Annotated in this window: 18 protein-coding genes and 3 tRNA genes; all 21 read left to right on the top strand. The window is 60.6% G+C overall.

Annotated features, from left to right (window positions below):
- The first annotated feature begins 39 nt into the window (after positions 1 to 39).
- Complete coding sequence (locus tag ACA056_RS18920) at positions 40 to 1,251, top strand: O-succinylhomoserine sulfhydrylase (protein ID WP_149630907.1); 1,212 nt, start codon at positions 40 to 42, stop codon at positions 1,249 to 1,251.
- Complete coding sequence (locus ACA056_RS18915; RefSeq protein WP_415770108.1) at positions 1,248 to 2,024, top strand: SDR family oxidoreductase; 777 nt, start codon at positions 1,248 to 1,250, stop codon at positions 2,022 to 2,024. Before ACA056_RS18920 ends, ACA056_RS18915 begins: the two co-directional genes overlap by 4 nt.
- A 159-nt stretch (positions 2,025 to 2,183) precedes the next feature.
- Positions 2,184 to 2,259, top strand: a tRNA-Val gene (locus ACA056_RS18910).
- A 55-nt stretch (positions 2,260 to 2,314) separates the two neighbouring features.
- Positions 2,315 to 2,391, top strand: a tRNA-Asp gene (locus ACA056_RS18905).
- 93 nt (positions 2,392 to 2,484) lie between these two features.
- Positions 2,485 to 2,561, top strand: a tRNA-Asp gene (locus tag ACA056_RS18900).
- A 382-nt stretch (positions 2,562 to 2,943) separates the two neighbouring features.
- Positions 2,944 to 3,453, top strand: a complete 510-nt coding sequence (locus ACA056_RS18895) for a sigma-70 family RNA polymerase sigma factor (RefSeq protein WP_497266868.1) — start codon at positions 2,944 to 2,946, stop codon at positions 3,451 to 3,453.
- On the top strand, positions 3,450 to 4,400 hold the full coding sequence (locus tag ACA056_RS18890) for a FecR domain-containing protein (RefSeq protein WP_497266866.1): 951 nt from the start codon (positions 3,450 to 3,452) through the stop codon (positions 4,398 to 4,400). Before ACA056_RS18895 ends, ACA056_RS18890 begins: the two co-directional genes overlap by 4 nt.
- 67 nt (positions 4,401 to 4,467) lie before the next feature.
- Positions 4,468 to 6,891 carry a TonB-dependent siderophore receptor gene (locus ACA056_RS18885; protein WP_497266864.1) on the top strand — a complete coding sequence of 808 codons (2,424 nt, stop codon included), beginning with the start codon at positions 4,468 to 4,470 and terminating at the stop codon, positions 6,889 to 6,891.
- A gap of 354 nt (positions 6,892 to 7,245) precedes the next feature.
- Positions 7,246 to 8,625 (top strand): diaminobutyrate--2-oxoglutarate transaminase, encoded by a 1,380-nt coding sequence (locus ACA056_RS18880; protein ID WP_497273568.1) that lies wholly within the window; start codon positions 7,246 to 7,248, stop codon positions 8,623 to 8,625.
- A 208-nt stretch (positions 8,626 to 8,833) separates the two neighbouring features.
- Positions 8,834 to 10,618, top strand: coding sequence for an IucA/IucC family protein (locus tag ACA056_RS18875; protein ID WP_497266862.1), 1,785 nt, complete (start codon positions 8,834 to 8,836; stop codon positions 10,616 to 10,618).
- Positions 10,611 to 11,822 (top strand): type III PLP-dependent enzyme, encoded by a 1,212-nt coding sequence (locus tag ACA056_RS18870; protein ID WP_497266860.1) that lies wholly within the window; start codon positions 10,611 to 10,613, stop codon positions 11,820 to 11,822. The genes ACA056_RS18875 and ACA056_RS18870 overlap by 8 nt, the downstream gene beginning before the upstream one ends.
- Positions 11,819 to 13,246 carry a DHA2 family efflux MFS transporter permease subunit gene (locus ACA056_RS18865; protein WP_497273567.1) on the top strand — a complete coding sequence of 476 codons (1,428 nt, stop codon included), beginning with the start codon at positions 11,819 to 11,821 and terminating at the stop codon, positions 13,244 to 13,246. Before ACA056_RS18870 ends, ACA056_RS18865 begins: the two co-directional genes overlap by 4 nt.
- A 19-nt stretch (positions 13,247 to 13,265) precedes the next feature.
- On the top strand, positions 13,266 to 15,137 hold the full coding sequence (locus ACA056_RS18860; protein WP_497266858.1) for an IucA/IucC family protein: 1,872 nt from the start codon (positions 13,266 to 13,268) through the stop codon (positions 15,135 to 15,137).
- The gene (locus tag ACA056_RS18855) at positions 15,131 to 15,904 is read left to right on the top strand and encodes an HpcH/HpaI aldolase family protein (RefSeq protein ID WP_497266856.1); all 774 of its coding nucleotides are present in this window, start codon (positions 15,131 to 15,133) and stop codon (positions 15,902 to 15,904) included. Before ACA056_RS18860 ends, ACA056_RS18855 begins: the two co-directional genes overlap by 7 nt.
- Before the next feature lie 4 nt (positions 15,905 to 15,908).
- Complete coding sequence (locus tag ACA056_RS18850) at positions 15,909 to 17,756, top strand: IucA/IucC family protein (protein WP_497266854.1); 1,848 nt, start codon at positions 15,909 to 15,911, stop codon at positions 17,754 to 17,756.
- Complete coding sequence (locus ACA056_RS18845) at positions 17,749 to 18,669, top strand: ABC transporter substrate-binding protein (RefSeq protein WP_497266852.1); 921 nt, start codon at positions 17,749 to 17,751, stop codon at positions 18,667 to 18,669. Before ACA056_RS18850 ends, ACA056_RS18845 begins: the two co-directional genes overlap by 8 nt.
- Positions 18,666 to 19,655 carry a FecCD family ABC transporter permease gene (locus ACA056_RS18840; protein WP_497266850.1) on the top strand — a complete coding sequence of 330 codons (990 nt, stop codon included), beginning with the start codon at positions 18,666 to 18,668 and terminating at the stop codon, positions 19,653 to 19,655. The genes ACA056_RS18845 and ACA056_RS18840 overlap by 4 nt, the downstream gene beginning before the upstream one ends.
- Positions 19,648 to 20,679: a FecCD family ABC transporter permease gene (locus ACA056_RS18835; RefSeq protein WP_497266848.1), complete on the top strand. Its 1,032-nt coding sequence runs from the start codon at positions 19,648 to 19,650 to the stop codon at positions 20,677 to 20,679. Before ACA056_RS18840 ends, ACA056_RS18835 begins: the two co-directional genes overlap by 8 nt.
- Positions 20,680 to 20,691: 12 nt before the next feature.
- Positions 20,692 to 21,483: an ABC transporter ATP-binding protein gene (locus tag ACA056_RS18830; protein ID WP_348126150.1), complete on the top strand. Its 792-nt coding sequence runs from the start codon at positions 20,692 to 20,694 to the stop codon at positions 21,481 to 21,483.
- Positions 21,480 to 22,262: an IucA/IucC family C-terminal-domain containing protein gene (locus ACA056_RS18825; RefSeq protein WP_497266846.1), complete on the top strand. Its 783-nt coding sequence runs from the start codon at positions 21,480 to 21,482 to the stop codon at positions 22,260 to 22,262. The genes ACA056_RS18830 and ACA056_RS18825 overlap by 4 nt, the downstream gene beginning before the upstream one ends.
- Positions 22,253 to 22,885, top strand: a complete 633-nt coding sequence (locus tag ACA056_RS18820; RefSeq protein WP_497266844.1) for an RraA family protein — start codon at positions 22,253 to 22,255, stop codon at positions 22,883 to 22,885. Before ACA056_RS18825 ends, ACA056_RS18820 begins: the two co-directional genes overlap by 10 nt.
- Positions 22,886 to 22,940 lie beyond the last annotated feature (55 nt).

Raw genomic sequence — 22,940 nt, 5'->3', positions numbered from 1 at the left:
TTTGTATCTACTAAAAAGAGCAAGGCAAGGAGTGACAGCATGAGTCAGGATTGGGATGCCGGTCGGCTGGACAGCGACCTCGAAGGCGTAGCGTTCGATACCCTGGCCGTACGCGCCGGTCAGCACCGCACGCCGGAAGGCGAACACGGTGATCCGATGTTCTTCACTTCCAGCTACGTATTCCGTACTGCTGCTGATGCGGCAGCACGCTTTGCCGGTGAAGTGCCGGGCAACGTTTACTCGCGCTACACCAACCCGACCGTGCGTGCGTTCGAAGAGCGCATTGCCGCGCTGGAAAGCGCCGAGCAAGCCGTGGCCACGGCCACCGGCATGGCTGCGATCATGGCGGTGGTGATGAGCCTGTGCAGCGCCGGCGATCACGTGCTGGTATCGCGCAGCGTGTTCGGTTCGACCATCAGTCTGTTCGAGAAGTACTTCAAGCGCTTCGGCATTGAAGTCGATTACGTGCCTCTGGCGGACTTGTCCGGTTGGGATGCGGCGATCAAGGCCAACACTAAATTGCTGTTTGTCGAATCGCCATCTAATCCTCTGGCCGAGCTGGTGGACATCGCCGAGCTGTCGAAAGTCGCTCACGCCAAGGGCGCGATGCTGGTGGTCGACAACTGCTTCTGCACCCCGGCGTTGCAGCAGCCGCTGAAGATGGGCGCGGACATCGTCGTGCACTCGGCGACCAAGTTCATCGACGGCCAGGGCCGTTGCATGGGCGGTGTTGTGGCCGGTCGCAGCGAACAGATGAAAGAAGTCGTCGGTTTTCTGCGGACTGCCGGGCCGACCCTGAGCCCGTTCAACGCTTGGATCTTCCTCAAGGGCCTGGAAACCTTGAGCCTGCGCATGAAGGCGCACTGTGCCAATGCCCAGCAACTGGCCGAATGGCTGGAGCAGCAGGAAGGCATCGAGAAAGTCCATTACGCCGGTCTCAAAAGCCATCCGCAGCACGAGTTGGCCCTGCGTCAGCAGAAAGGCTTTGGTGCGGTCGTGAGTTTCGAGGTCAAGGGCGGCAAAGAGGGCGCCTGGCGCTTTATCGATGCGACCCGCCTGATTTCCATCACCGCCAACCTCGGTGACAGCAAGACCACCATTACGCACCCAAGCACCACCTCTCACGGTCGTCTGGCGCCGCAAGAGCGTGAAGCAGCGGGCATTCGTGACAGCCTGATCCGCATCGCGGTCGGTCTGGAAGATGTGGCCGACCTGCAAGCCGATCTGGCGCGCGGGTTGGCTGCCTTGTGATCGAGTTGTCCACGCCAAGCACTGGCACCAACGGCCGCGTTGCACTGGTCACGGGTGCTGCGCGGGGCATTGGTCTGGGGATCTCGGCCTGGCTGATCAGCGAAGGCTGGCAGGTGGTGCTGACTGATCTTGATCGAGTACGCGGTTCGAAAGTGGCGAAGGTGCTCGGCGACAACGCCTGGTTCATCGCCATGGACGTCTCGAACGAAGGGCAGGTGGCGTTGGGCGTCGCCGAGGTGCTGGGGCAGTTCGGGCGTCTGGATGCGCTGGTGTGCAACGCGGCGGTTGCCGATCCGCACAACATCACCCTTGAAAGCCTTGATCTGGCGTACTGGAATCGGGTGCTGGCAGTGAATCTCAGTGGGCCGATGCTTTTGGCCAAGCACTGTGCGCCGTACCTGCGCGCTCACAGCGGTGCGATCGTCAACCTGGCCTCGACCCGCGCCGGGCAGTCAGAACCCGACACCGAGGCTTATGCGGCGAGCAAGGGTGGCCTGTTGGCATTGACTCATGCCTTGGCGATCAGCCTCGGGCCGGAAATCCGTGTCAATGCGGTCAGCCCCGGCTGGATCGATGCGCGAGATCCCTCCGCACGTCGTGCCGAACCTCTGACCGATGCCGATCATGCCCAGCATCCGGCGGGCAGGGTAGGGACGGTCGAGGACGTGGCGGCGATGGTCGCCTGGCTATTGTCGAAGAACGCGGGTTTTGTCACGGGCCAGGAGTTCGTGGTCGATGGCGGCATGACCAAGAAGATGATTTACAGCGAGTAATTCGAGCAGGGGCCGCGACAGCGGTGGCTTGAAGTTGCAGGCGGCCGTTGGCAGCGCTGCGGGAAATGACATGATTTTGTCTTTTTCAGAAAAACTTCAAGCGGGGTATTGACTTAGCTTCGGTACCTGCGTAAATTTCGCGGCCTCGGAGATGCAAACGGGTGATTAGCTCAGCTGGGAGAGCGTCTGCCTTACAAGCAGAATGTCGGCGGTTCGATCCCGTCATCACCCACCACTTCCGAGAGTCTTGCGAAAGCAAGATGGAAGCTTTTAAAAGCCTCCACCGACGCGCAGCGGTAGTTCAGTCGGTTAGAATACCGGCCTGTCACGCCGGGGGTCGCGGGTTCGAGTCCCGTCCGCTGCGCCATATTTTCCGAGTCAGAGTTTGTTCTGGTTCGAGATTGAAAGCCTCGAAGCTTCCAATCAGACGAGTTACTTGGACGCAAGTCCAAAGCGATACGCAGCGGTAGTTCAGTCGGTTAGAATACCGGCCTGTCACGCCGGGGGTCGCGGGTTCGAGTCCCGTCCGCTGCGCCATATCTGCCTCAAGGCCCACTGAACGCCTTGGAGCTACGAAGTAAGCCGCTGGCTTCTTCGAGTCGATAGCAAAGACCCTGGTCGAAAGACCGGGGTTTTTTGTGTCTGCGATTTGGCTTTTCTCTCCTTCTCCCCGCAACCATGGGTATTCGCATCTGCCGGCCAAATGCGGCCGTGTGTCGAACTCTTACTCCTCTCGACGATATCCCTCAATAACGCTCAGCCCTGATTAACCGGTGGCTGAGTGGCAGAAGCACCTGTCTTTCATTAGCGTATTCAAATTTTTCCTTGGGGCAAAACGCACAAAGCGCTTGGTTTGAAGTCTCAACACTAATTAGAATGAGTCGCATTTAAAATATTTCTTCGCGCAGGGTTCCTTTAGATGAGTGATGCAGCGATGCCGGCGGCGCAAACCTTCCACGACCTGTACCGCGACCATCGTGGCTGGCTCGAAAGCTGGTTGAGGCGGCGCATGAGCAATGGCCATGATGCGGCGGACTTGAGCCAGGATACGTTCGTGCGTTTACTCGCCAGCTCCCAGCACATCGCTGACCTGCAAGAACCCCGCGCCTATCTGGCGACTGTCGGCAAGCGGCTGCTGACCAACTTCTATAAGCGCCGCAGCCTGGAACAGGCCTACCTCAATGCGCTGGCGCTGCTGCCTGAGGACTGCGTGCCGTCCCCCGAGCAACGCTGGTTGCTGCTGGAAACCCTGCAAGCCCTGGACGAATTGCTCGATGGATTGCCGACCGCGGTGCGACGGGCGTTTCTCTGGAGTCAGTTGGAGGGCTTGGGTTATCACGAGATTGCCGAACGCCTGCAAGTCTCGGAGCGCACGATCAAGCGCTACATGGCGCAAGCCTATGAACATTGCCTGCTGGTGGAATTGTGATCGGTTCGGCACCTTCGGCTGAGGCCCGGCAAGTTGTGAGGGCTGCCGCTCAATGGCTGGCACTCATGGAATCAGGCGCCGCCAATGATCGCGATCGTGCCAATCTGCAGCACTGGCGTGACAGCCATCCCAGTCACGAACAGGCCTGGCAGAAAGCCCAGCTCTTGCGCCAACGCTTTGCCGACCTGCCGTCGGCACTGGCCATGGCTAGCCTGGATCGGCCGCAGACGAGTCGGCGCACGGTGCTCAAGCGCGCCGTCGGGGCGGTGGCGCTGGTGCCAACCGCCTGGCTGATCAGCCGGCAGCTACCTCTGGATGTCTGGCGCGCTGATCTGCGAACCGCGACTGGGGAGGGCAAAAAAGTCCAGTTGGCCGATGGCAGCTCGCTGCAATTGAACACCGCAAGTGCCGTCGATATCGACATGAAGAACCGGCGACTGACACTCGTGGAAGGCGAAATAGCGCTGAATGTGCCCGGGACCTCGCCGCTGACGATTCAGACGCACTTCGGGCAAGTGGTCGTCAGTCAGAGCGAAGTGTGTGTTCGTCAGGGGCAGACGGGGTGCAAGGTGTCAGTGCTTAAAGGCGCGGTGCAGTTGCAGCCTTTGCGCGGACCGGTCTTTTCATTGCGCGCAGGCCAGCAAGTCAGCCTTCAGGCCATGGGTGCCGGACGCGTCGAACCTTTCGATGTGCTTGCCCCAGGCTGGCGCGACGGCGTGTTGATGGCACAGAACCAGCCCCTGGGCGATTTTCTGCGCGAACTCAGCACCTATCGTCCGGGATTGTTGCGCTGGGAGCCGGAGCTCGAATCCCTGCGCGTCACCGGCAGTTTCCGTCTGGAAGACACCGATCGCATCCTGACGTTGCTGGCGGCCAGCTTGCCGCTGGAGGTGCATAGGCGAACCCGCTACTGGGTTACGTTGCTGCCGCGCAAAAATATTGTTTGAGGTGTGTCCCCTTTTTTCGCGTCGCTTGTCATTCAAGGCAAGTGAAACGAAATCAGAGAGATTCTCAATGCCCGTAGTGATGCCCTGCAGTACGCGTCTGGGTTCTTCCAGACTGCGCCCGTTGTTGCACTTGAGTCTGATGCTGAGTCTGAGTGCCTGTCCGTTGTTCATCACTGCCGGTTGGGCCGAAGACGCGCCTCGACGCAGTTACCAGGTGCCGGCAGGAAGCCTCAGCGCAGCGCTCACCCGTTTTGCCGGGCTGGCCGGGGTCAACCTGTCAGTGGACCCGGCACTGGTGGGCAGTCGCACCAGCCCTGGACTTTCCGGCGAGTACGCGGTCGAGGAGGGCTTTGCCCGACTGTTGCAGGGTTCCGGTCTGCAACTGCAGCCAGTGGGCGAAGAGGCGTACATCCTGACCCCGGCGCCAGAAGACGGCAGCCTGCAACTGGGCGCCACCTCGATTCTCGGTGCCATTGACCCGGTGGACGGCGATCCGTATGTCGGCGGCCAGGTCGCGCGTCGCGGTTCGCAAGGCTTGCTGGGCTCGAAAGACTTTATGGAAACGCCGTTCAGCATGACCACCTACACCAGTGAGGTGGTCAAAAACCAGCAGGCGCGTACCTTGGGCGACCTGATCGCCAACGATCCCTCGGTTCGCGCCACCAACCCGGCGGGTGGGCGCTATGAGCAGTTCACCATTCGCGGGCTGAGCCTGTTCAACAGTGATGTTGCCTACAACGGCCTCTACGGCGTCCTGCCGACATATTCGATCGACATGGAGATGGCCGACCGCGTCGACGTCCTCAAAGGCCCGAGCCAGCTCATCAACGGCATCTCGCCGCGTGGCAGCGTGGGTGGCGGGATCAACGTGGTGCCCAAGCGCGCGACCGACAAGCCCATCACTTCATTCACCGGCAGTTACGCTTCCGACAGCCAGGTTGGCGGTGCCGTGGATGTCGGCCGGCGCTTTGGTGAAGACAACAAGTTCGGTCTTCGTTTCAACGGCGTGAAGCAGTCCGGCGACACCGAATGGGATCACCAGAATGTCGACCGCGAGATGGCCGTGCTGGGCCTGGATTTTCGCGGTGAACGTCTGCGGCTCTCGACGGACATCGGACGCACCGAGCGTGATACCGACGCACCGCAGGAGCGCGTACAGGTTGGCCCTAACGCGCAGGTTCCGCATGCCAGCGATGTGCGCCGCAACTATGCGCAGCCCTGGAGCAAGGCGAGTACCAACGACACGTTTGGCACGGTGAACGCTGAATTCGATGTCAACGATTCCGTCATGCTGTACGGCGGTGTGGGCGCGCGCAAAAGTAATCATGACTTCCTCCGACATGCCGTTTCGGTCACCAACGACGCCGGCAACTTCAGCGTTCAACCGCGCGACTTCACCCGTGACGAAAATGTCCGGACGGCCACGGCGGGAGTGCGCAACTGGTTCCGTACCGGCCCGGTAAGCCATGAAGTCAATCTGGCCGCCAGCTATTACTACATGGACTTCGAAAATGGCGGCGCCCGGTATGCCGCGGCCAACAGCAACATTTATAACCCCGTTGAAACACCAACGCCTGTCAGACCCACGCGACAGGATTCGGAGGTCTATACCGAGAACCGCTCCACCGGCGTGGCGTTGTCCGACACGCTGGGTTTCTTCGATGACCGGTTGCTGTTGACCCTCGGCGCTCGCTGGCAGCGCGTGAAGGTTGACGACTGGACCGATAACGTCAGAGGCGACACCGGCTACGACGAGGAAAAGGTTTCGCCGTCGGGCGGCATCCTGTTCAAGGCAACCGACAAGCTGTCGCTGTATGCCAACTACATGGAAGGCCTGAGCCAGGGCAAGATCGCACCGTCGACCTCGGTGAACGAGGACGAGATCTTCCCGCCGTTCATCAGCCGCCAGGTCGAGGTCGGCGCCAAGTATGACGCCGGTGCGTTCGCCGTCACCGCCGCCGTGTTCCGGATCAAGCAGCCGGCTTACGAGACCAATGCCACGACGCGCGTCTTCGGCCCGAACGGCAAGCGTGAGAACACGGGTGTGGAACTGAGTGTGTTCGGTGAACCACTCGATGGTTTCCGTCTGCTCGGCGGTGTAATGTACATCGACAGCGAGTTGAGCAACACCACCAATGGCACCTTCGACGGCAACCGGGCACCGGCCACGCCGAAATACAACGTCAACCTGGGCGCCGAGTGGGACGTGCCGACTGTACAGGGCCTGACCCTGACCAGCCGCGGCATTTATTCCAGCTCGCAGTACCTGGACCAGTCCAACAACAAGGAAATCGACTCCTGGGAGCGTTTCGACGTGGGCGCACGCTACGCGTTCAAGGTCGAGGAAAAGAACATCACCCTGCGTGCCAATGTCGAGAACGTGGCGGACAAACGCTACTGGAGTTCGGCCGGGGCCTCGGATGACAGTGAGCCTGGCTTGACGCTGTCGACCCCGCGCACCTACCTCCTTTCGGCGACCGTCGACTTCTGATTCACCCCTGTCATGCGCCCCAGGGATCGGGGCGTCTTCGTTGGGCCATGACCTGATTCGAATAGAGGAAGGACATATGCACACCCTCAGTTAATGAACAATCAAGACACTTGCGTATAAGTCGCTATCTATCGGTAGCCTATATCTAAGTTGTCATTTTCATTACAAGATCATGGCTAGATCATGGCACTTCCGGAGTTTATACCAGGTTTATTAACTTGGTATTTTGCGTGTCTGATATTTTTAACGTAGTTCAAATCGCTATATGTAAATTTCCAAATAGGTACTAAGAATTAGTTGCAACAACTTGTTAATGAGAATAAGTTGCATATCGAATTTAACGAGGGTGAAGCGATGTTGAATGATGGCGTATTGCACTCTAATCCTTTGCAAAAAACCAATGCCGACTATCTGGCTCGACAAAGCAAGTTCGAATCTAATGTACGCAGTTATCCACGCAAGTTGCCGCTGGCCATCGCTAAGGCGCACGGGCTCTGGGTGACCGACGTTGAGGGTAATAGTTACCTCGACTGCCTGGCCGGCGCAGGTACTTTGGCCTTGGGGCACAATCATCCGGCCGTCATGGCCAGCCTCGACAGCTTCCTCGCCTCAGGTCTGCCGATGCACACCCTGGACCTGACCACTGCGGTCAAGGACGCTTTCAGTGAAACCTTGCTTAGCCTGTTGCCGAACCAGGGCCGTGATTACTGCCTGCAATTTTGCGGGCCATCCGGGGCGGATGCAGTGGAGGCCGCGCTGAAACTGGCCAAGACCTACACCGGGCGCAACAACATCATCAGTTTCTCCGGGGCCTACCATGGCATGACCCATGGCGCTCTGGCTCTGACCGGCAACACCGCGCCGAAAAATGCCATCGCCAGCCTGATGCCCGGGGTGCAGTTCATGCCATACCCCCACGAATACCGTTGCCCGCTGGGCATTGGCGGTGAGGCCGGGATCGAGGCCTTGACCCACTATTTCACCCAGTTCATCGAGGACGTCGAAAGCGGCGTGTCCCTGCCGGCGGCGGTGATCCTTGAAGCGGTGCAGGGTGAGGGCGGGGTTAACTGTGCCCCGGCGAGCTGGCTGCGGGCGATCCGCGAGGTGACGCGCAAGCACGGCATCCTGTTGATCCTCGACGAAGTGCAGACCGGTTTCGCCCGCACCGGCAAGATGTTTGCCTTCGAACACGCCGACATCGAGCCGGACCTGATCGTCATGTCCAAAGCGGTCGGTGGCGGTTTGCCCATGGCAGTGCTGGGCATCCGTCGTGAATTCGACGCCTGGGAGCCAGGCAATCACGCCGGCACCTTCCGCGGCAACCAGATGGCCATGGCCGCCGGGCTGGCCACGTTGCAGGTGCTGCAACAGCAAAACCTCGCCGCCCAGGCCGAGCGCCGTGGCCAGTGGCTCAAGGACCGACTGATTGAGTTGCAGGCGCATTATCCGGCCCTCGGCCAGGTGCGCGGTCGCGGCCTGATGCTGGGCATCGAGATTGTCGACGAGCGCCAGCCGGCTGATCGTCACGGGCATTTCCCGATGGACCCGGCGCTGGCCGCGGCCATCCAGCAACAGTGCTTCAAACAAGGCCTGTTGCTTGAACGTGGCGGGCGTAAGGGCAATGTCATCCGCTTGTTGCCGCCATTGATTATCGATGATGAACAATGCCAGCAAGTGATCCAGCGTTTTGATAATGCGATGGCTGCCGCTTTATTGCAGTTGCGTCCTGAATGAATCAATTGAAGTTGCATTAACAACCTGCCGGATTGCAGTTTGATGGCATTGCTGTAAGTAACTTTGATGGTCGTCTGATTGTTTAAAAAGGTTCAGTGAAGTGATGTCGTTACGTGGGGTTTCGTCGGCTGTTAAACAGGTCGATCAGCAACTAATTTTTTCGCCATATAACGTGTCCAGTGGCCTCGCGGGCTACTGTGGAGCACCCATGAATCATCCAGATCGCAGTGTTTTATCGAATATGGTCAGTGAGTTGGCGACGACGCGCGCGTTGCTTAATTGTTTGATCAAAGAGTTCGCCTTGCCGGAAAACTGCCTCAGTTACAGTTGGCCGACGCAGATGCAAGGTATCGCCCCGGGCAGTTACCTCGAGGGCCTGGAATGGAAGGGCATTCCCCTGACCATCAACCTGCCCAACCAGCAGCAGTTTTTTGTGATGGTGGACCGCCGTGATGGTCTAGGCAGTCACCGTTACCTGTCGGACGTTTATGCCCGGCGTGGCGAGGGCGACTGGTCGTGCCTGAGGTTTACCGAGTTCGTCGAGCAGTTGCTCGCGGCGTGCGAACACATGACCCGCGCCAGCAACGACGAGTTGCTGGATCAGGTGTTGCAAAGCCAGTTGCTGACCGCGGCCATCGTCGGCCACAACATGGACGGCCAGCACCCGGCACCGCTCAGCGGTTACCTCGCCAGCGAGCAGGGTTTGTGGTTCGGTCATCCGAACCACCCGGCACCCAAGGCGCGCCTGTGGCCAGCTCATCTGGCCCAGGAAACCTATGCCCCGGAATTCCAGGCCCGCACGCCATTGCACCTGTTCGAGGTGCCGCTGGAAGGATTGAACGTCGGGGCCAACGGCCTGAGCAAAGCCCAAGTGCTGGCCGGTTTTGCCGATCAAGCGCAGGCGCGGCCAGGGCACGCGGTTATCTGCATGCATCCGGTACAGGCCCAGCTGTTCATGCAGGATGGCCGGGTTCAGCGTTTGTTGAAATCCGCGGCCATCGTCGATCTTGGCGCCACAGGGCTGATGGCCAACCCCACGGCGTCCATCCGCACCTGGTACATCGAGGGCCATGAGTTCTTCATCAAGGGCTCGCTGAACGTGCGCATCACCAACTGCGTCAGGAAAAACGCCTGGTACGAACTGGAAAGCGCACTGATGATCGACCGAGTCTTTCGTAACCTCCAACTGACCCGGCCCGAAACCCTTGGCGGGCTTTCGGTGGTGGCCGAGCCGGGCAATCTGAGCTGGGCGCCGCAACAGGCCAGCGAAGCCGATAACCACTGGTTCCGCGAACAGACCGGGGCGATCCTGCGGGAGAACTTCTGCCTCGATACCGGCACCGACTGCAGCATCATGGCCGGTACATTGTTCGCTCGTGGCCTGCATTTACCGCCGTTGGTGCATGAGTTCCTGAGCCGGTTCAACGGCAATGACATCGATGATCAAACGCTGTTGAGCTGGTTCGACGACTATCAGGCGCTACTGCTACGTCCGGTGCTGGCGCTGTTCTTCAACCACGGCATCGTCATGGAGCCGCACTTGCAGAACAGCGTGCTGGTGCATGACAACGGTCGTCCACAGCGCTTGCTGTTGCGGGATTTCGAAGGGGTCAAACTGACCGACGAACTGGGTGCTTCCCGGATCGACACGGACGTTCATCCACGGGTGCGTGAGTCGCTGCTCTACTCCCGCCAGCAAGGCTGGAATCGCATCGTCTATTGCCTGTTCGTCAACAACTTGTCCGAGGCTGTGCTGGCCCTGAGCTGGGAGCGTCCGCACCTGGCGCCGCTGATGTGGCAACGGGTGGAGCAGCAATTGATCAGCATCCGCGCCGAATTGACCCGCGCTGCGCCGGAGTTGGACGCACTGATCGCCGGTCAGCCGATTGCCTGCAAAACCAACCTTAAGGTCCGCCTGGCAGCCAAGGCCGATCGCCAGGCCAGCTACGTCAGTCTGGTGTCCCCGTGGGGCAAGGAGGCCAAGCATGGATAAGCTGCCCGCAACGGTATTGGCCGCCATCGACGAAGCCCGCCTAAAACACGAAGACCCACTGGCGCTGTTCATCTATGACCTGGACGCGTTGAAACAGCACGTGACGCAGGTGATGGCGGCACTCCCTGAAGGCGTGGAGCTTTACTACGCGATCAAGGCCAGCAGCGAACCGCAAATTCTGTCCACCGTCGCGCCGTTGGTGCACGGGTTCGAGATTTCCTCCGGCGGCGAGATCGATCGTCTTCAGGCCTGCCCGACGCGCAAGCCATTCATCTTCTCCGGCCCCGGCAAACTGGACTCCGATCTGCGTTCGGCGCTGCAACACCAGGTTGAGGCGATTCACATCGAAAGCCTGAATGAAATCGTCCGTCTGCAACGGCTGGCACTGGAAGCGGGGCGCGTGCAAGACGTATTGCTGCGGATCAACCCCGAACTGCCATCGCCGCTCTCCAGCAAACTGGCGATGGCCGGCACGGCCACACCGTTCGGGATCGATGAGTCGGAACTGGCCCAGGCGGTCAGCTGGGTCGATAACGCCAGCCACCTGCGGCTCAAGGGCTTCCATGTGCATGCGATGTCCCATCAGTCTCTGGTGGAGCGCCATGAGCAATTGCTCGATCTGTACCTGCAGCGCTGGCTGCAATGGAAAGCGTTATCGGCCGATCCCGCGGCGATCACTCACCTCAATGTGGGCGGTGGCATCGGCGTTAATTACCTTGGGCCGCAGCAATTCGACTGGCAGCGCTTGTGTACGCATTTGGGGCAAAGCCTGGCAGCCTGCGCCGATGCGCCCATCGTGCGCTTTGAGCCCGGTCGTTTCATCAGCGCCTTCTGCGGCTATTACGCCATTGAAGTGCTGGATCAGAAAACCAGTCACGGCAAGCACTTCCTGGTCTGTCGGGGCGGCACTCATCAGTTCCGTTTGCCAGTTGCCCAAGGACATGATCACCCGATCATTCATCTGCCCCGGCATCGCGTAACGCCAACGGCGACACAACAGGACTGGACCGTCGTGGGGCAGCTCTGCACGCCCAAGGATGTGCTGAGCCGCGATTACCCGCTGACTGGTGTCGAAGTCGGCGACATGCTGGTGCTGCCGCTGGCCGGTGCCTATGGCTACAACATCTCCCACGCCGATTTCCTCTGTCATCCGCGACCACCGCAGGTGTTTGTGCAAGAAGTCGGAGTCGCCCCGTGGGATTGACGTTTGCCGTGCCGCGCTGGTTGGTGGTGGTCAATGTGCTGTTGGGCACGCTGACGGTCAGCCTGAACAACAGCTCGTTGAATCCGGCGCTGCCAGCGTTCATGGAGGCCTTTCAGATCGGCCCGCTGTTGGCCACCTGGATTGTGGCGGCGTTCATGGTGAGCATGGGCATGACCATGCCCCTCACCAGTTTTCTCAGCCAGCGGATGGGGCGCAAATCCCTGTACTTGTGGGGCGTGGCGTTGTTTGTCTGCGGTTCGCTGCTGGGGGCGTTGGCCAATTCCATCGCGCTGGTGATTACCGCACGCGTGGTGCAAGGCATCGCCAGCGGGCTGATGATTCCGCTGTCGCTGGCGATCATTTTTTCGGTGTACGCCAAGGGCGAGCGGGGCAGGGTCACCGGCCTGTGGGGCGCGGCGGTCATGCTGGCGCCGGCATTGGGGCCCTTGTGCGGCAGCCTGATGCTGGAGTGGTTCAGTTGGCGTTCGCTATTCCTGATGAATGTACCGATTGGCCTGCTGGCGCTGATCCTGGGTGTCGGTGTGCTGCCGGCCTCTGAGGCGGCAGAGCGCAAACCTTTCGACCTGGCGGGTTACTTGCTGATCGCGACGGGCATCGGTCTGCTGATGATCGCCGTTGGCCGCCTGCGCCATGCCGAAGCCCTCACTGATCCGCTCAACCTTGGCATGCTGCTGGCGGCCATTCTATGTCTGGTTGCGTTTGTACGACTGGAACTGAACCGGAGTTCGCCGCTGCTCAATCTGCGCATCTTTGCCCTGCGCGGTTATCGCTTGAGCGTGATCATCGCGGTGGTGCAGTCGGTCGGCATGTTCGAATGCCTGGTGCTGCTGCCGCTGCTGGTGCAAGTGGTGATGGGCTACAGCGCTATCTGGACCGGCCTGTCGCTGCTGTGCACGGCGATGTTCGCCAGCCTGTTCGGGCATCTCGGCGGCAAGTGGCTGGACCGTCACGGCCCGCGCGGCGTGGTGCTCTGGGGACTGCTGCTGACCGGGGGCGCCACGTTGGGATTGGGCATGTTGGGGGCTGGCGCTTCAATCGGTGTGGTGTTTTTCCTGATGATGGTCCGCGGCGCCGGGCTGGGCCTGTCCTACATCCCCATCACCACCGCCGGGCTCGATGCGCTGCCTGAACCGATGGTCACTCAGGGAGCGGCGATGAACAACATTTCCCGTCGTCTCGTCTCGTCACTGGCCATCGTGATTGCCTCGCTCTGGCTGGAGTTTCGCCTGGCCGACGATTCGGCGGGCGGCATAGTTTCGGTGGCAACCCCGGGGGCGATCAGCGAGGTCTTCATGGCCACCGGCATCCTCATCCTGCTGGCATTGCCCTGTGCCTGGCGTTTTCCCGTTCACGCATCCGACGAGCCGGCCGAGGCATTGCCCTCGGCCCTCGAACACCGTTAATTCTTTCACGGACAAGGTTATGACTATGGCGACTTCTTCACAGGCAACACCTCAGGCTGCGGATTCTGCGCCAGGCGTCTGGCTGGCGACGGCCGATCCGCGCCACTATCAGCAAGTGGAACAGCGCGTGGTGGGCCAGCTGCTGCAAACGCTGCTGTATGAAAACGTCCTGCCGTATCGCCATTCGACGCTCGATGGCGGCCAGTACCGTTTTATCGTCAGCGGCTTCGATGCGCAGCAACAACCGGTGGAGTACCGCTGCAGCGGATTGCTCAGCGAAAGCTTCGAGCTGATCCGCCTCGACTATGCCAGTCTCGAACGAGTAAATGCGTTGGGCGTACGCAGCCGCCCGCACCTTCATCAAGCATTGGCGGAGCTGCTGAGCGAACTTCAGGACAGCCCGCACCTGCCACGCTTCACCCATGAACTGGAGCAGACGCTGCTCAAGGATCTGCAATCGCGCAGTCAGGGTTATCAAGCGGCCCAGCCAACCCATCAACTGGATGTCGATGCGTTGGAACAGCACTTCATGGACGCCCACAGCTATCACCCTTGCTACAAATCGCGCATCGGTTTCTCGCTCAAGGACAACGCCCGTTACGGGCCGGAATTTGCCGCGCCCATCGCGATTGTCTGGCTGGCCGTGGCCAAATCCTGCGGGGCGATGAACATCTCGCGGCACCTGGAGTACGACGGGTTTATCCAGCAGGAATTCGGACTTCAGCACTGGCAGCAACTGGCTGAAAGCCTCACCGATCAAGGCAAGGCGATGGACGATTACTGGCTGATGCCGGTGCACCCGTGGCAGTGGGAAAACATCATTGTTCCCGTGTTCTACCCAGAACTGGTCAGCGGTGAGGTGATCTATCTGGGCACCACGGATGACCGCTACCAGGCGCAGCAGTCGATCCGCACCCTGGCCAATGTCACTGAAAAACAGCGGCCTTACGTCAAGCTCGCGCTGAGCATGACCAACACCTCCAGCACCCGAATTCTGGCTCGGCATACGGTGATGAACGGCCCGATCATCACCGACTGGTTGCAGCAATTGATCGGCAGCGACAGCACCGCTCGCGATCTTGGCTTTGTGATTCTCGGCGAAGTCGTTGGCGTCAGCTTTGACTACGATCACTTGCCCGCCACGCGGATGTCCCGGGCCTACGGCACGATGGGCACCCTGTGGCGCGAGAGCATTCACCAGTACCTGCAAGACGATGAGCAAGCGGTGCCGTTCAATGGTTTGAGCTCCGTGGACAATCGCTACGGATCGGGTGAACAGACCCCGTTCATCGATGCCTGGATCGCTCAATACGGCCTGCACGCCTGGACGCGCCAACTGTTGCAGGTGGCGGTGTCGCCGATCATTCACATGCTGTACGCCGAAGGCATCGGCATGGAATCTCATGGGCAGAACATCGTCCTGATCGTGAAGCAGGGCTGGCCGCAACGTATTGCCCTGAAAGACTTCCATGACGGCGTGCGCTATTCGCCGCAGCACCTGGGGCGCCCCGATCTGTGCCCGACCCTGGTGCCGCTGCCCGCCAGCCACGCCAAGCTCAACCGCAACTCGTTCATCCTCACCGACGACCTGGATGCGGTCCGGGATTTTTCCTGTGATTCGTTCTTTTTCATCGCCCTGGCCGAGATGGCGATCTTCCTGCATCAGCACTATCAGCTCGAAGAGGCCCTGTTCTGGCAGATGACCGCCGAGGTGATCACCGCCTACCAGGCTGAACATCCGCAACACCGTCCGCGTTACGCAGCGTTTGATGTCTTCGCGCCTTTCTATGAAGTGGAAGAGCTGACCAAGCGCCGCCTGCTGGGCGATGGCGAACGTCGTTTCAAATCGGTGCCGAATCCGCTGCACGCGTTCCGGCCGCAATCATGCTGAGGACCAATCTGCTCAAGCAGAAGCTCAGAACAGGTGAGCCGGTCTACGGCCTGATCAGCTCGATTCCGTCGCCTGCGGCCATCGAACTGATTGCCGAGGCCGGTTTCGATTTTGTGATCATCGATATGGAGCACGTGCTGATCAATCCCGAGACCGTGGAGAACATGATCCGCACCGCCGAGAGTTACGCGCTGACCCCGCTGGTGCGGGTGGCGGACCTCAACCCGAAAACCCTGCTGCGCCTGCTCGATGGCGGCGCCCAGGGCATTGTCTTGCCGATGATCGAAGGCCCCGAGCCTTTGGTCGAAAGCATTCGAGCCTGCAAATACCACCCGCAGGGCACCCGCAGCCTGAATGCCGGGCGCCCCGGTGCCTTTGGCAAACACAGCCTGGCGGAGTACGTCGCGCTGGCGAACGAGCAAATCATGGTCGTGGCGATGATCGAAAGTGCCGAAGGTGTGCGACACGCGGCGGAAATTGCCAGCGTGCCCGGCCTCGACATGATCCTCGAAGGGGCCGCCGACTTGTCGCAATCGATGGGCATGCCCTGGCAGATCGACCGGCCCGAGGTGCAGCAAGCGCTGCTCGCCAGTTGGCAAGCGGCGAGTGCCGCGGGTGTGCCGTATTGCGCGATTCCGCGTCAGCCGGGCGACCACGAACGGTGGTTGAGCCGGGGCGTTAAAAGTTTTGTTTTGGGTGACGAGCGTGGCATCGCTTTTCGTGCCCTCCAGGCCAAATTGGCCGCCACTTCAGCAGAAGGAAAATAATCGGATGAACTTCACCACAATGGCCGCCGACAAGGTGATGCAGGATCTGGTCGATTGTTTGCTGGCCGAACATTTTTTCGGGACCGAGCCGCTGAATCTGGTGGCGCCCTCGTCATCGGCCGATCAGTCGTTTACCGGGTTGAGCGCCGAACAACGGATCTGGGAATGGCCCAATGAGCCGCAAGGTTGCATCGTTATTGCCCTGCGTCCCGGCATTACCCAGCAATGGGAAAAAGTACCTGGCACGCCGGTATGGGCGCGACAGAATGACCAACTGACCGCGCTGTCACCCGAGGCCTTCACGACTCAGGTGTTGGCAGGGATGACCGATCGCTATCCGGACAATGAAAAAGGCTTCGCACTGTTTATGGATGTGCTGCGCACCAGCGTCCGGCAAACCGAGTTGTCCCTGGCCCATCGGGTTGACAGCGAACGCTTGCTGGAAAAGAGCAACGCGGACTTTTTCCTGGCGATGGAGCAGTGGGCGTCGCTGCGTGATCGTCCCTATCACCCGCTGGCCAAAGCCAAGCAGGGTCTGAGCGAAACCGAATATCAGCAGTATCAGGCGGAATTTGCCCGTCCGGTGGCGCTCAATTGGGTCGCGGTCGATCGCACGTTGCTGCAATGCGGCGACGGCGTGACGGACCTGGCGCAGCGTTATCCCGCTCAATATCTGTTGCCGCCGCTGTTGCAGGCCAACTTGCAACAAGAGTTGCAGCAGCGGGGCATTGCCCAGAGCCACATTGCGCTGCCGGTGCACCCGTGGCAGTTCGAACACGTGTTGGAGGCGCAACTCGGCGACGCGTTCGCCAAGGGTGATTGCCATCGACTGGACTTCACCGACGGTGATTTTTTCGCCACCTCGTCATTGCGCTCGATGACGCCGTGCTTCAACAGTGCCGATTACCTCAAGTTGCCGATGGCCATCTATTCGCTGGGCGCTTCGCGTTACCTGCCGGCGGTGAAAATGATCAACGGTGGCCTGAGCGAGGCGTTGCTGCGCGAGGCACTGAGCAAGGATCAAACGCTGCAGCAGTCGCTGCATCTGTGCGATGAAACCAAGTGGTGGGCATTCATGCCGCCGGACGCCACGCTGTTCGACGAAGCGCCGCGTCACCTGTCGGCCATGGTTCGCGGCTATCCGCCTGCGCTGCTCGAAGATCCGGACACCCGACTGGTGCCCATGGCCGCCCTCGGCACGCCGATACCCGGCCGCAATCAGCACTTCTTCGATGACTGGATGAACTACCGCCAACTGCCGGCCAACGCTGCGTCGGTAATGACGCTGTTCCGCGAGCTGTGCCACAGCTTCTTCGATATCAACCTGCGGATGTTCCGTATCGGCATGCTCGGTGAAATTCACGGGCAGAACGCGGTGCTGGTGTGGAAGGCCGGTTATGCGCAGGGCCTGCTGTTGCGTGATCACGATTCGTTGCGCATCTTCGTGCCGTGGCTGGAACGCAACGGTCTGGCCGATCCGGCTTACCGGCTGAAGAAGGGGCACGCCAACACGCTGTATCACGATCGCCCTGAAGACCTGCTGTTCTGGTTGCAGACCCTGGGTATTCAGGTCAACCTCCGCGCCATCATCGATACGCTGGCTGAGGTCTACGCATTGCCGGCGACCGGGTTGTGGACGGCGATGGGCGAAGTACTCAACGAGTTGATCGATACCATCGAGTTTGACGCCGAGGCGCGGATCATGATCAAGCACCAGTTGTTCGAAGCGCCACATTGGCCGCAGAAATTGCTGCTCACCCCGATGATCGAGCGCGCGGGCGGCCCTGGCAGCATGCCGTTTGGCAAAGGGCAGGTGGTCAACCCGTTTCACAGGCTCGATCGTAATGCCTGAACCGCGACGTGAACCCTCCAGGCGCACGCTGTTGCGCCTGTCTCTGGGGGCGCTCGCCCTCAGGTTTTCTGCGCCGGCGTGGGCCGAGGCTGGCGCCGCGCCGTTGCGGGTGGTCACCCTGTTTCAGGGCGCCACCGACTGCGCCGTGGTGTTGGGCGTGACCCCGTGTGGCGTGGTCGATTCCTGGAGCGAAAAACCGACCTATCGTTATTTGCGCACGGCACTGGGCGCTGTGCCCCATGTCGGGCTGGAGACCCAGCCCAGCCTTGAAGACATCGCGCTGCTGAAACCGGACTTGATCGTTGCCTCGCGCTTTCGCCATGAACGCATTGCACCGTTACTCAAGCAGATCGCCCCGGTGCTGATGCTGGAGGAAGTGTTTGAATTCAAGAAAACCCTGGCGCTGATGGGTGCTGCATTACACCAGCAACAGAGGGCCGACGAGATTCTGAACCGATGGCAGCAACGCGTGGCACAACTGTGCGAGCAGCTGCAGCAGACATTTGCCGGACGCTGGCCACCGACGGTGTCGATTCTGGATATCCGCGAGGACCACATCCGCAGTTACCTGCCGGCGAGTTTCCCGGGCTCCGTGCTAACCGAACTGGGATTCAACTGGAGTGACAGCAGCCGTGAGGCGAGCGGGGTGTCGATCAAACTCACCAGTAAGGAAAGCCTTGCCGTGGTGAATGCCGACATCTTTTTTGTCTTCCTGCGCGCGCAGAACGCGGCGGTGCAGCGCAACTACGAGAGCCTGGTGCAACACCCGCTGTGGAAGCAGATGCGTGCCCCGCAGCAAGGGCAGGTGTGGCAGGTCGATGGCGTCGCGTGGAGTCTGTCGGGCGGGATGTTGGGGGCGAACCTGATGCTCGACGACGTGGCCCGCGTGGCCGCCGCGCAGGTGGCCTCATGAGCCCCGGAGTAAAGTTGTGCAGCGCGGGTGTCGTGTTGCTGCTGTGCTGCGTGTTGAGCCTGGCGGTCGGTGCCACCTGGATTCCACTGCCACAGATTGCCGCGGCGTTTGTCGATCCCGACCCGTTGAGTGTCAGTCATGTGCTGGTGACCACCACGCGCCTGTCGCGCACCCTGATGGCGATTTCCGTCGGCGCCAGTCTGGCGGTCGCGGGCGCCCTGATGCAGGCACTGACGCGCAATCCATTGGCGTCACCTGGGTTGTTCGGGATCAATGCCGGTGCGACTTTTTTTATCATCCTGTTTTCCTCGATCTTCTCGCTGTCATCCCCGGATGCCTGGCTATGGTCGGCGTTCCTTGGCGCTGGCGTGGCGGGTTGTCTGGTGTGGCTGATCGGCAACATGGGGCAAGGCAGTCTCAGTCCGCTGCGCATCGTGCTGGCGGGCGCGGCGATCGCTGCGTTGTTCTCCGCCTTCAGCCAGGCGCTGCTGGTGGTGAACCAGGATGGCCTGGACACGGTGCTGTTCTGGATGGCCGGTTCACTGACCGAACGCAGCCTGTCGACCGCTGCACCGTTGTTGCTGTGTGGCGTGCTCGGGTTGTCGGGGGCGCTGTTGCTGGCCGGGCAGCTCAACGTGCTGAACGCCGGGGAAGAGATTGCCACAGGTCTGGGGCAGCGAACCGGCCTGATCCGCCTGCTGATGAGCGTGCTGGTGATCTGCCTCGCGGGCAGCGCGGTGGCGTTGGCCGGCAGTATCGGTTTCATAGGTCTTCTGGTACCTCACATGGTGCGCAAAGGGTTGTCCATCGACCATCGCTGGTTGCTGCCTGGTTGTGCGCTGCTCGGCGCGATTCTTCTGCTGTTGGCGGATACGCTGTCGCGGGTTTTGATCCTGCCTCAGGAAGTGCCGGTGGGGGTGATGACGGCGCTGTTCGGCGCGCCGTTTTTCATTATGTTGGCCCGACGTGGAGGTCGTTATGGATAGGGTGGTGACCTGGCGACGAGGCGGGTATTCCCGGCGGGTCAACCTTTCCACGTGGTTACGGTTGGCGGCGGCGCTGGTGGTGACGGTGCTGGTGATGCTCGGCTCGTTGTCGCTGGGGAAAGTCATCCTCTCGCCCCTCGAGGTGATACGAATCCTGTTTTCCAGCCAGGACGCCAGCCTGACGTTGATCGTCGAGCAACTGCGTTTTCCACGCATTGTGCTGGCGGCGTTGGTGGGCGCTGCGTTGTCGGTGTCCGGGCTGATCCTGCAAAGCATCATCCGCAACCCGCTGGCATCGCCCGACCTGCTGGGCATCACCAGCGGTGCCAGCGCCGCTGCCGTGCTTTACCTGTCGTTCTTGTCCGCGACGCTGGGGCAACAATTTCTACCCCTGGCCGCGATGCTCGGTGCGGCTCTGGCAACATTGGCCATTTATCTGCTGGCCTGGAAGCAGGGGGCCTCACCGCTGCGGCTGGTGCTGATCGGCGTGGGCGTCTCGGCGATGTTGACGGCCGCGACCACCTTCATTCTGGTGTTCAGTCCGCTGACCACCACCCTGTCTGCCTACGTTTGGCTGACCGGCAGCGTGTACGGCGCCAGTTGGCCTGAACCGTTGGCGCTTGCGAGCTGGTTGTTGGGCATTTGTCCGCTGCTGGTGCTGCTGGCCCGTCAGGTGATGGTGCAACAGTTGGATGACAACCTGGCCCAGGGCATCGGCGTGCGCGTGCAATGGCTGCGGGCCGGTTTGTTGCTGGTGAGTGTGGCGTTGGCGGGTGCGGCCATTGCCTGGGGTGGGGCAATCGCGTTTGTCGGGCTGATCGCGCCGCATATTGCCAAACGCCTGGTGGCCCCCGGTTTCGCTGGGCAGGCTGTGATGGCAGCCTTGATTGGCGCAAACCTGGTGATGCTGGCGGACCTGGTCGGGCGCACGCTGTTTTTGCCCCTGGATTTGCCGGCCGGGATCTTTGTCGCGGTGCTGGGCACGCCCTTTTTTCTCTATTTATTGATTAAACAGCGTCATTAAGGAATTCAACGTATGACGTCGATTGCAAGTCGCGGCCTGACCCTGAGTTATCAGCGCCAGGTGATTATTGACGCGCTGGACATGCAACTGCCCAAGGGCAAGATCTCGGTGCTGATTGGCAGTAATGGCTGCGGCAAAAGTACCTTGCTCAAATCCTTTGCCCGGTTGCTGAAACCGCAGCAAGGCTCGGTGATTCTCAACGGCGTGGATATCCAGCAAAAATCCACGGCGGCGGTGGCGCGTGAGTTGGCCATCCTGCCCCAGACACCGACGGCGCCGGAGGGCATTACCGTTCGCCAACTCGTGGCCCTGGGCCGATACCCTTATCAGAGCTGGATGCAACAGTGGTCGGCCGAGGATGAAACCATGGTCAATCGCGCGCTGACGCAGACCAGTCTGCAGTCGCTGGCGGATCGGCCGGTGGATGCCTTGTCCGGTGGGCAGCGCCAGCGTGCGTGGATCGCCATGACCCTGGCCCAGGACACCGGTATCGTGCTGCTGGACGAGCCGACGACCTTCCTCGACCTGGCTCACCAGATTGAAGTGCTGGACTTGCTGCGCGACCTCAATCGGCTCGAGAACAAAACCATCATCATGGTGCTTCACGATCTCAACCTGGCCTGCCGTTATGCCGATCATATGGTCGCGGTGCATGACCGTACGGCATTTGCCCAGGGCCGGCCTGAGGACGTCTTGACACAGGCGCTGGTCAAAACCGTGTTCGACCTCAACTGCAGGATTATTCCTGACCCGTTCTTTGGTACGCCGATGTGCATCCCGTTTGGTCGGGAATTGCCGCAATGAGTCTGGCTCGTCACTTCACCGCGCAAGAGTGGAGCGTGCTGGGCGGTGGGTTGCGGTTGAAGGATTGCGCCGAACGTGACCCATTACGCTCTCTGATGGCGCGTGACCTGTTGCAGGAAGATGTGTGCGAGCGTTTGCTGGATGCATTGAGCCCGGTCATTGGCTCACCATCGCGGGCGATCACCGCCTCACTGCTGGGCAAGCGCCTGTCGTTCCTGGCCACCGGCGCCTGTTTGTACGCCATGTCGGTGTACGACAAAGGACTGCTGCTGTCGCTGGACAACACGGTGATCGAGTACGGCCACGATGAAGGGCTGTGGACGTCTTCGATGCCGTTGGCTCATTCCCCGCCGCTGACGTACGAAGCAGGTGAGCGCGAGGCTTGGCGGGAAACCCTGGTGCAGGCACTGTTTGCAGGACTGTTGAAGCCGCTGTGGCAAACCTTCAACCGTGTGAGTGGTGTTTCACGGCGCATCTTGTGGGAAAACTCCGCCGTGCGCGTGTATTCGTTGTATGAAAAACGCATGGCAAAAATCGACGAACCGACAGTGCGCGAGCGCTATGAAGCGGACTTCAGGTGGTTGCTGACCCAGGCAGAACCAGCTCTGTTCGGCCTCGATTACAACCCGCTGAGTCACTTCCGTCGTCCGCCGACACTGCTCGACGAGGGGCAGCGCAGCATTCGCTTTCGGCGAACCTGCTGCTTCTACTACCTGGCTACTGAGCCCGCTGAATATTGTTCGACCTGCCCACTGCTGCGTCCGGGGAAATGCCGATGAGTGATCAGATCAACCCTCGCCAGCAGCTCGTCACCCCGGAGTTGCTCAACGCCTATCGGTCGATCCCTTCGTCAACCATCGGCCATTTTTCCGATCGGGGCTTCCTGCGGGGGATCAAGCCGCTGTTCAACGACATCCGCATGGTCGGCACTGTCGTTACCGTCAAAGTCTTCCCGCCGGATGGCAGCATTTTGCGTGAAGCGCTGTTGCTGAGTGAGCCGGGCGACGTGCTGGTGATCGAATGTGTGGGTGACGAGGAGTGTGGCTGCTGGGGGGAACTGCGCACCCTGGCCGGGCTGATCAAAGGGTTGGCCGGGGTGGTGGTGTCGGGCGCGGTCACGGATGTCAGCGCATTGCGTCGCCATGGATTGCCGATCTTTTGTCGGGACGTCAGTGCGTACACGACTCGCGGCATTGGCGCCCGCGGGGAAGTCAATCAGTCGATCAGTGTGGGCGGGGTTCAGGTGCGGCCGGGGGGCCTGGCCATTGGTGATGATGACGGTGTCTTCATCCTCGATGCCCGGCGTGCGGCCGAGCTACTTCCCGAGCTCTTGGCCAAAGAGGAAATGGACCAGCAGCGCAGGGCCGAATTCTTGCAGAGGCTCAATCAGCGAAAGAGCTGAGTTCCCGAGATGAAATGAAAAGGGGCAACTGTGCAGTTGCCCCTTTTTTGCATCT

It is taken from the genome of Pseudomonas sp. LBUM1666 (genome assembly GCF_059695775.1).
This window is presented reverse-complemented; position numbering and strand designations above follow the sequence as displayed.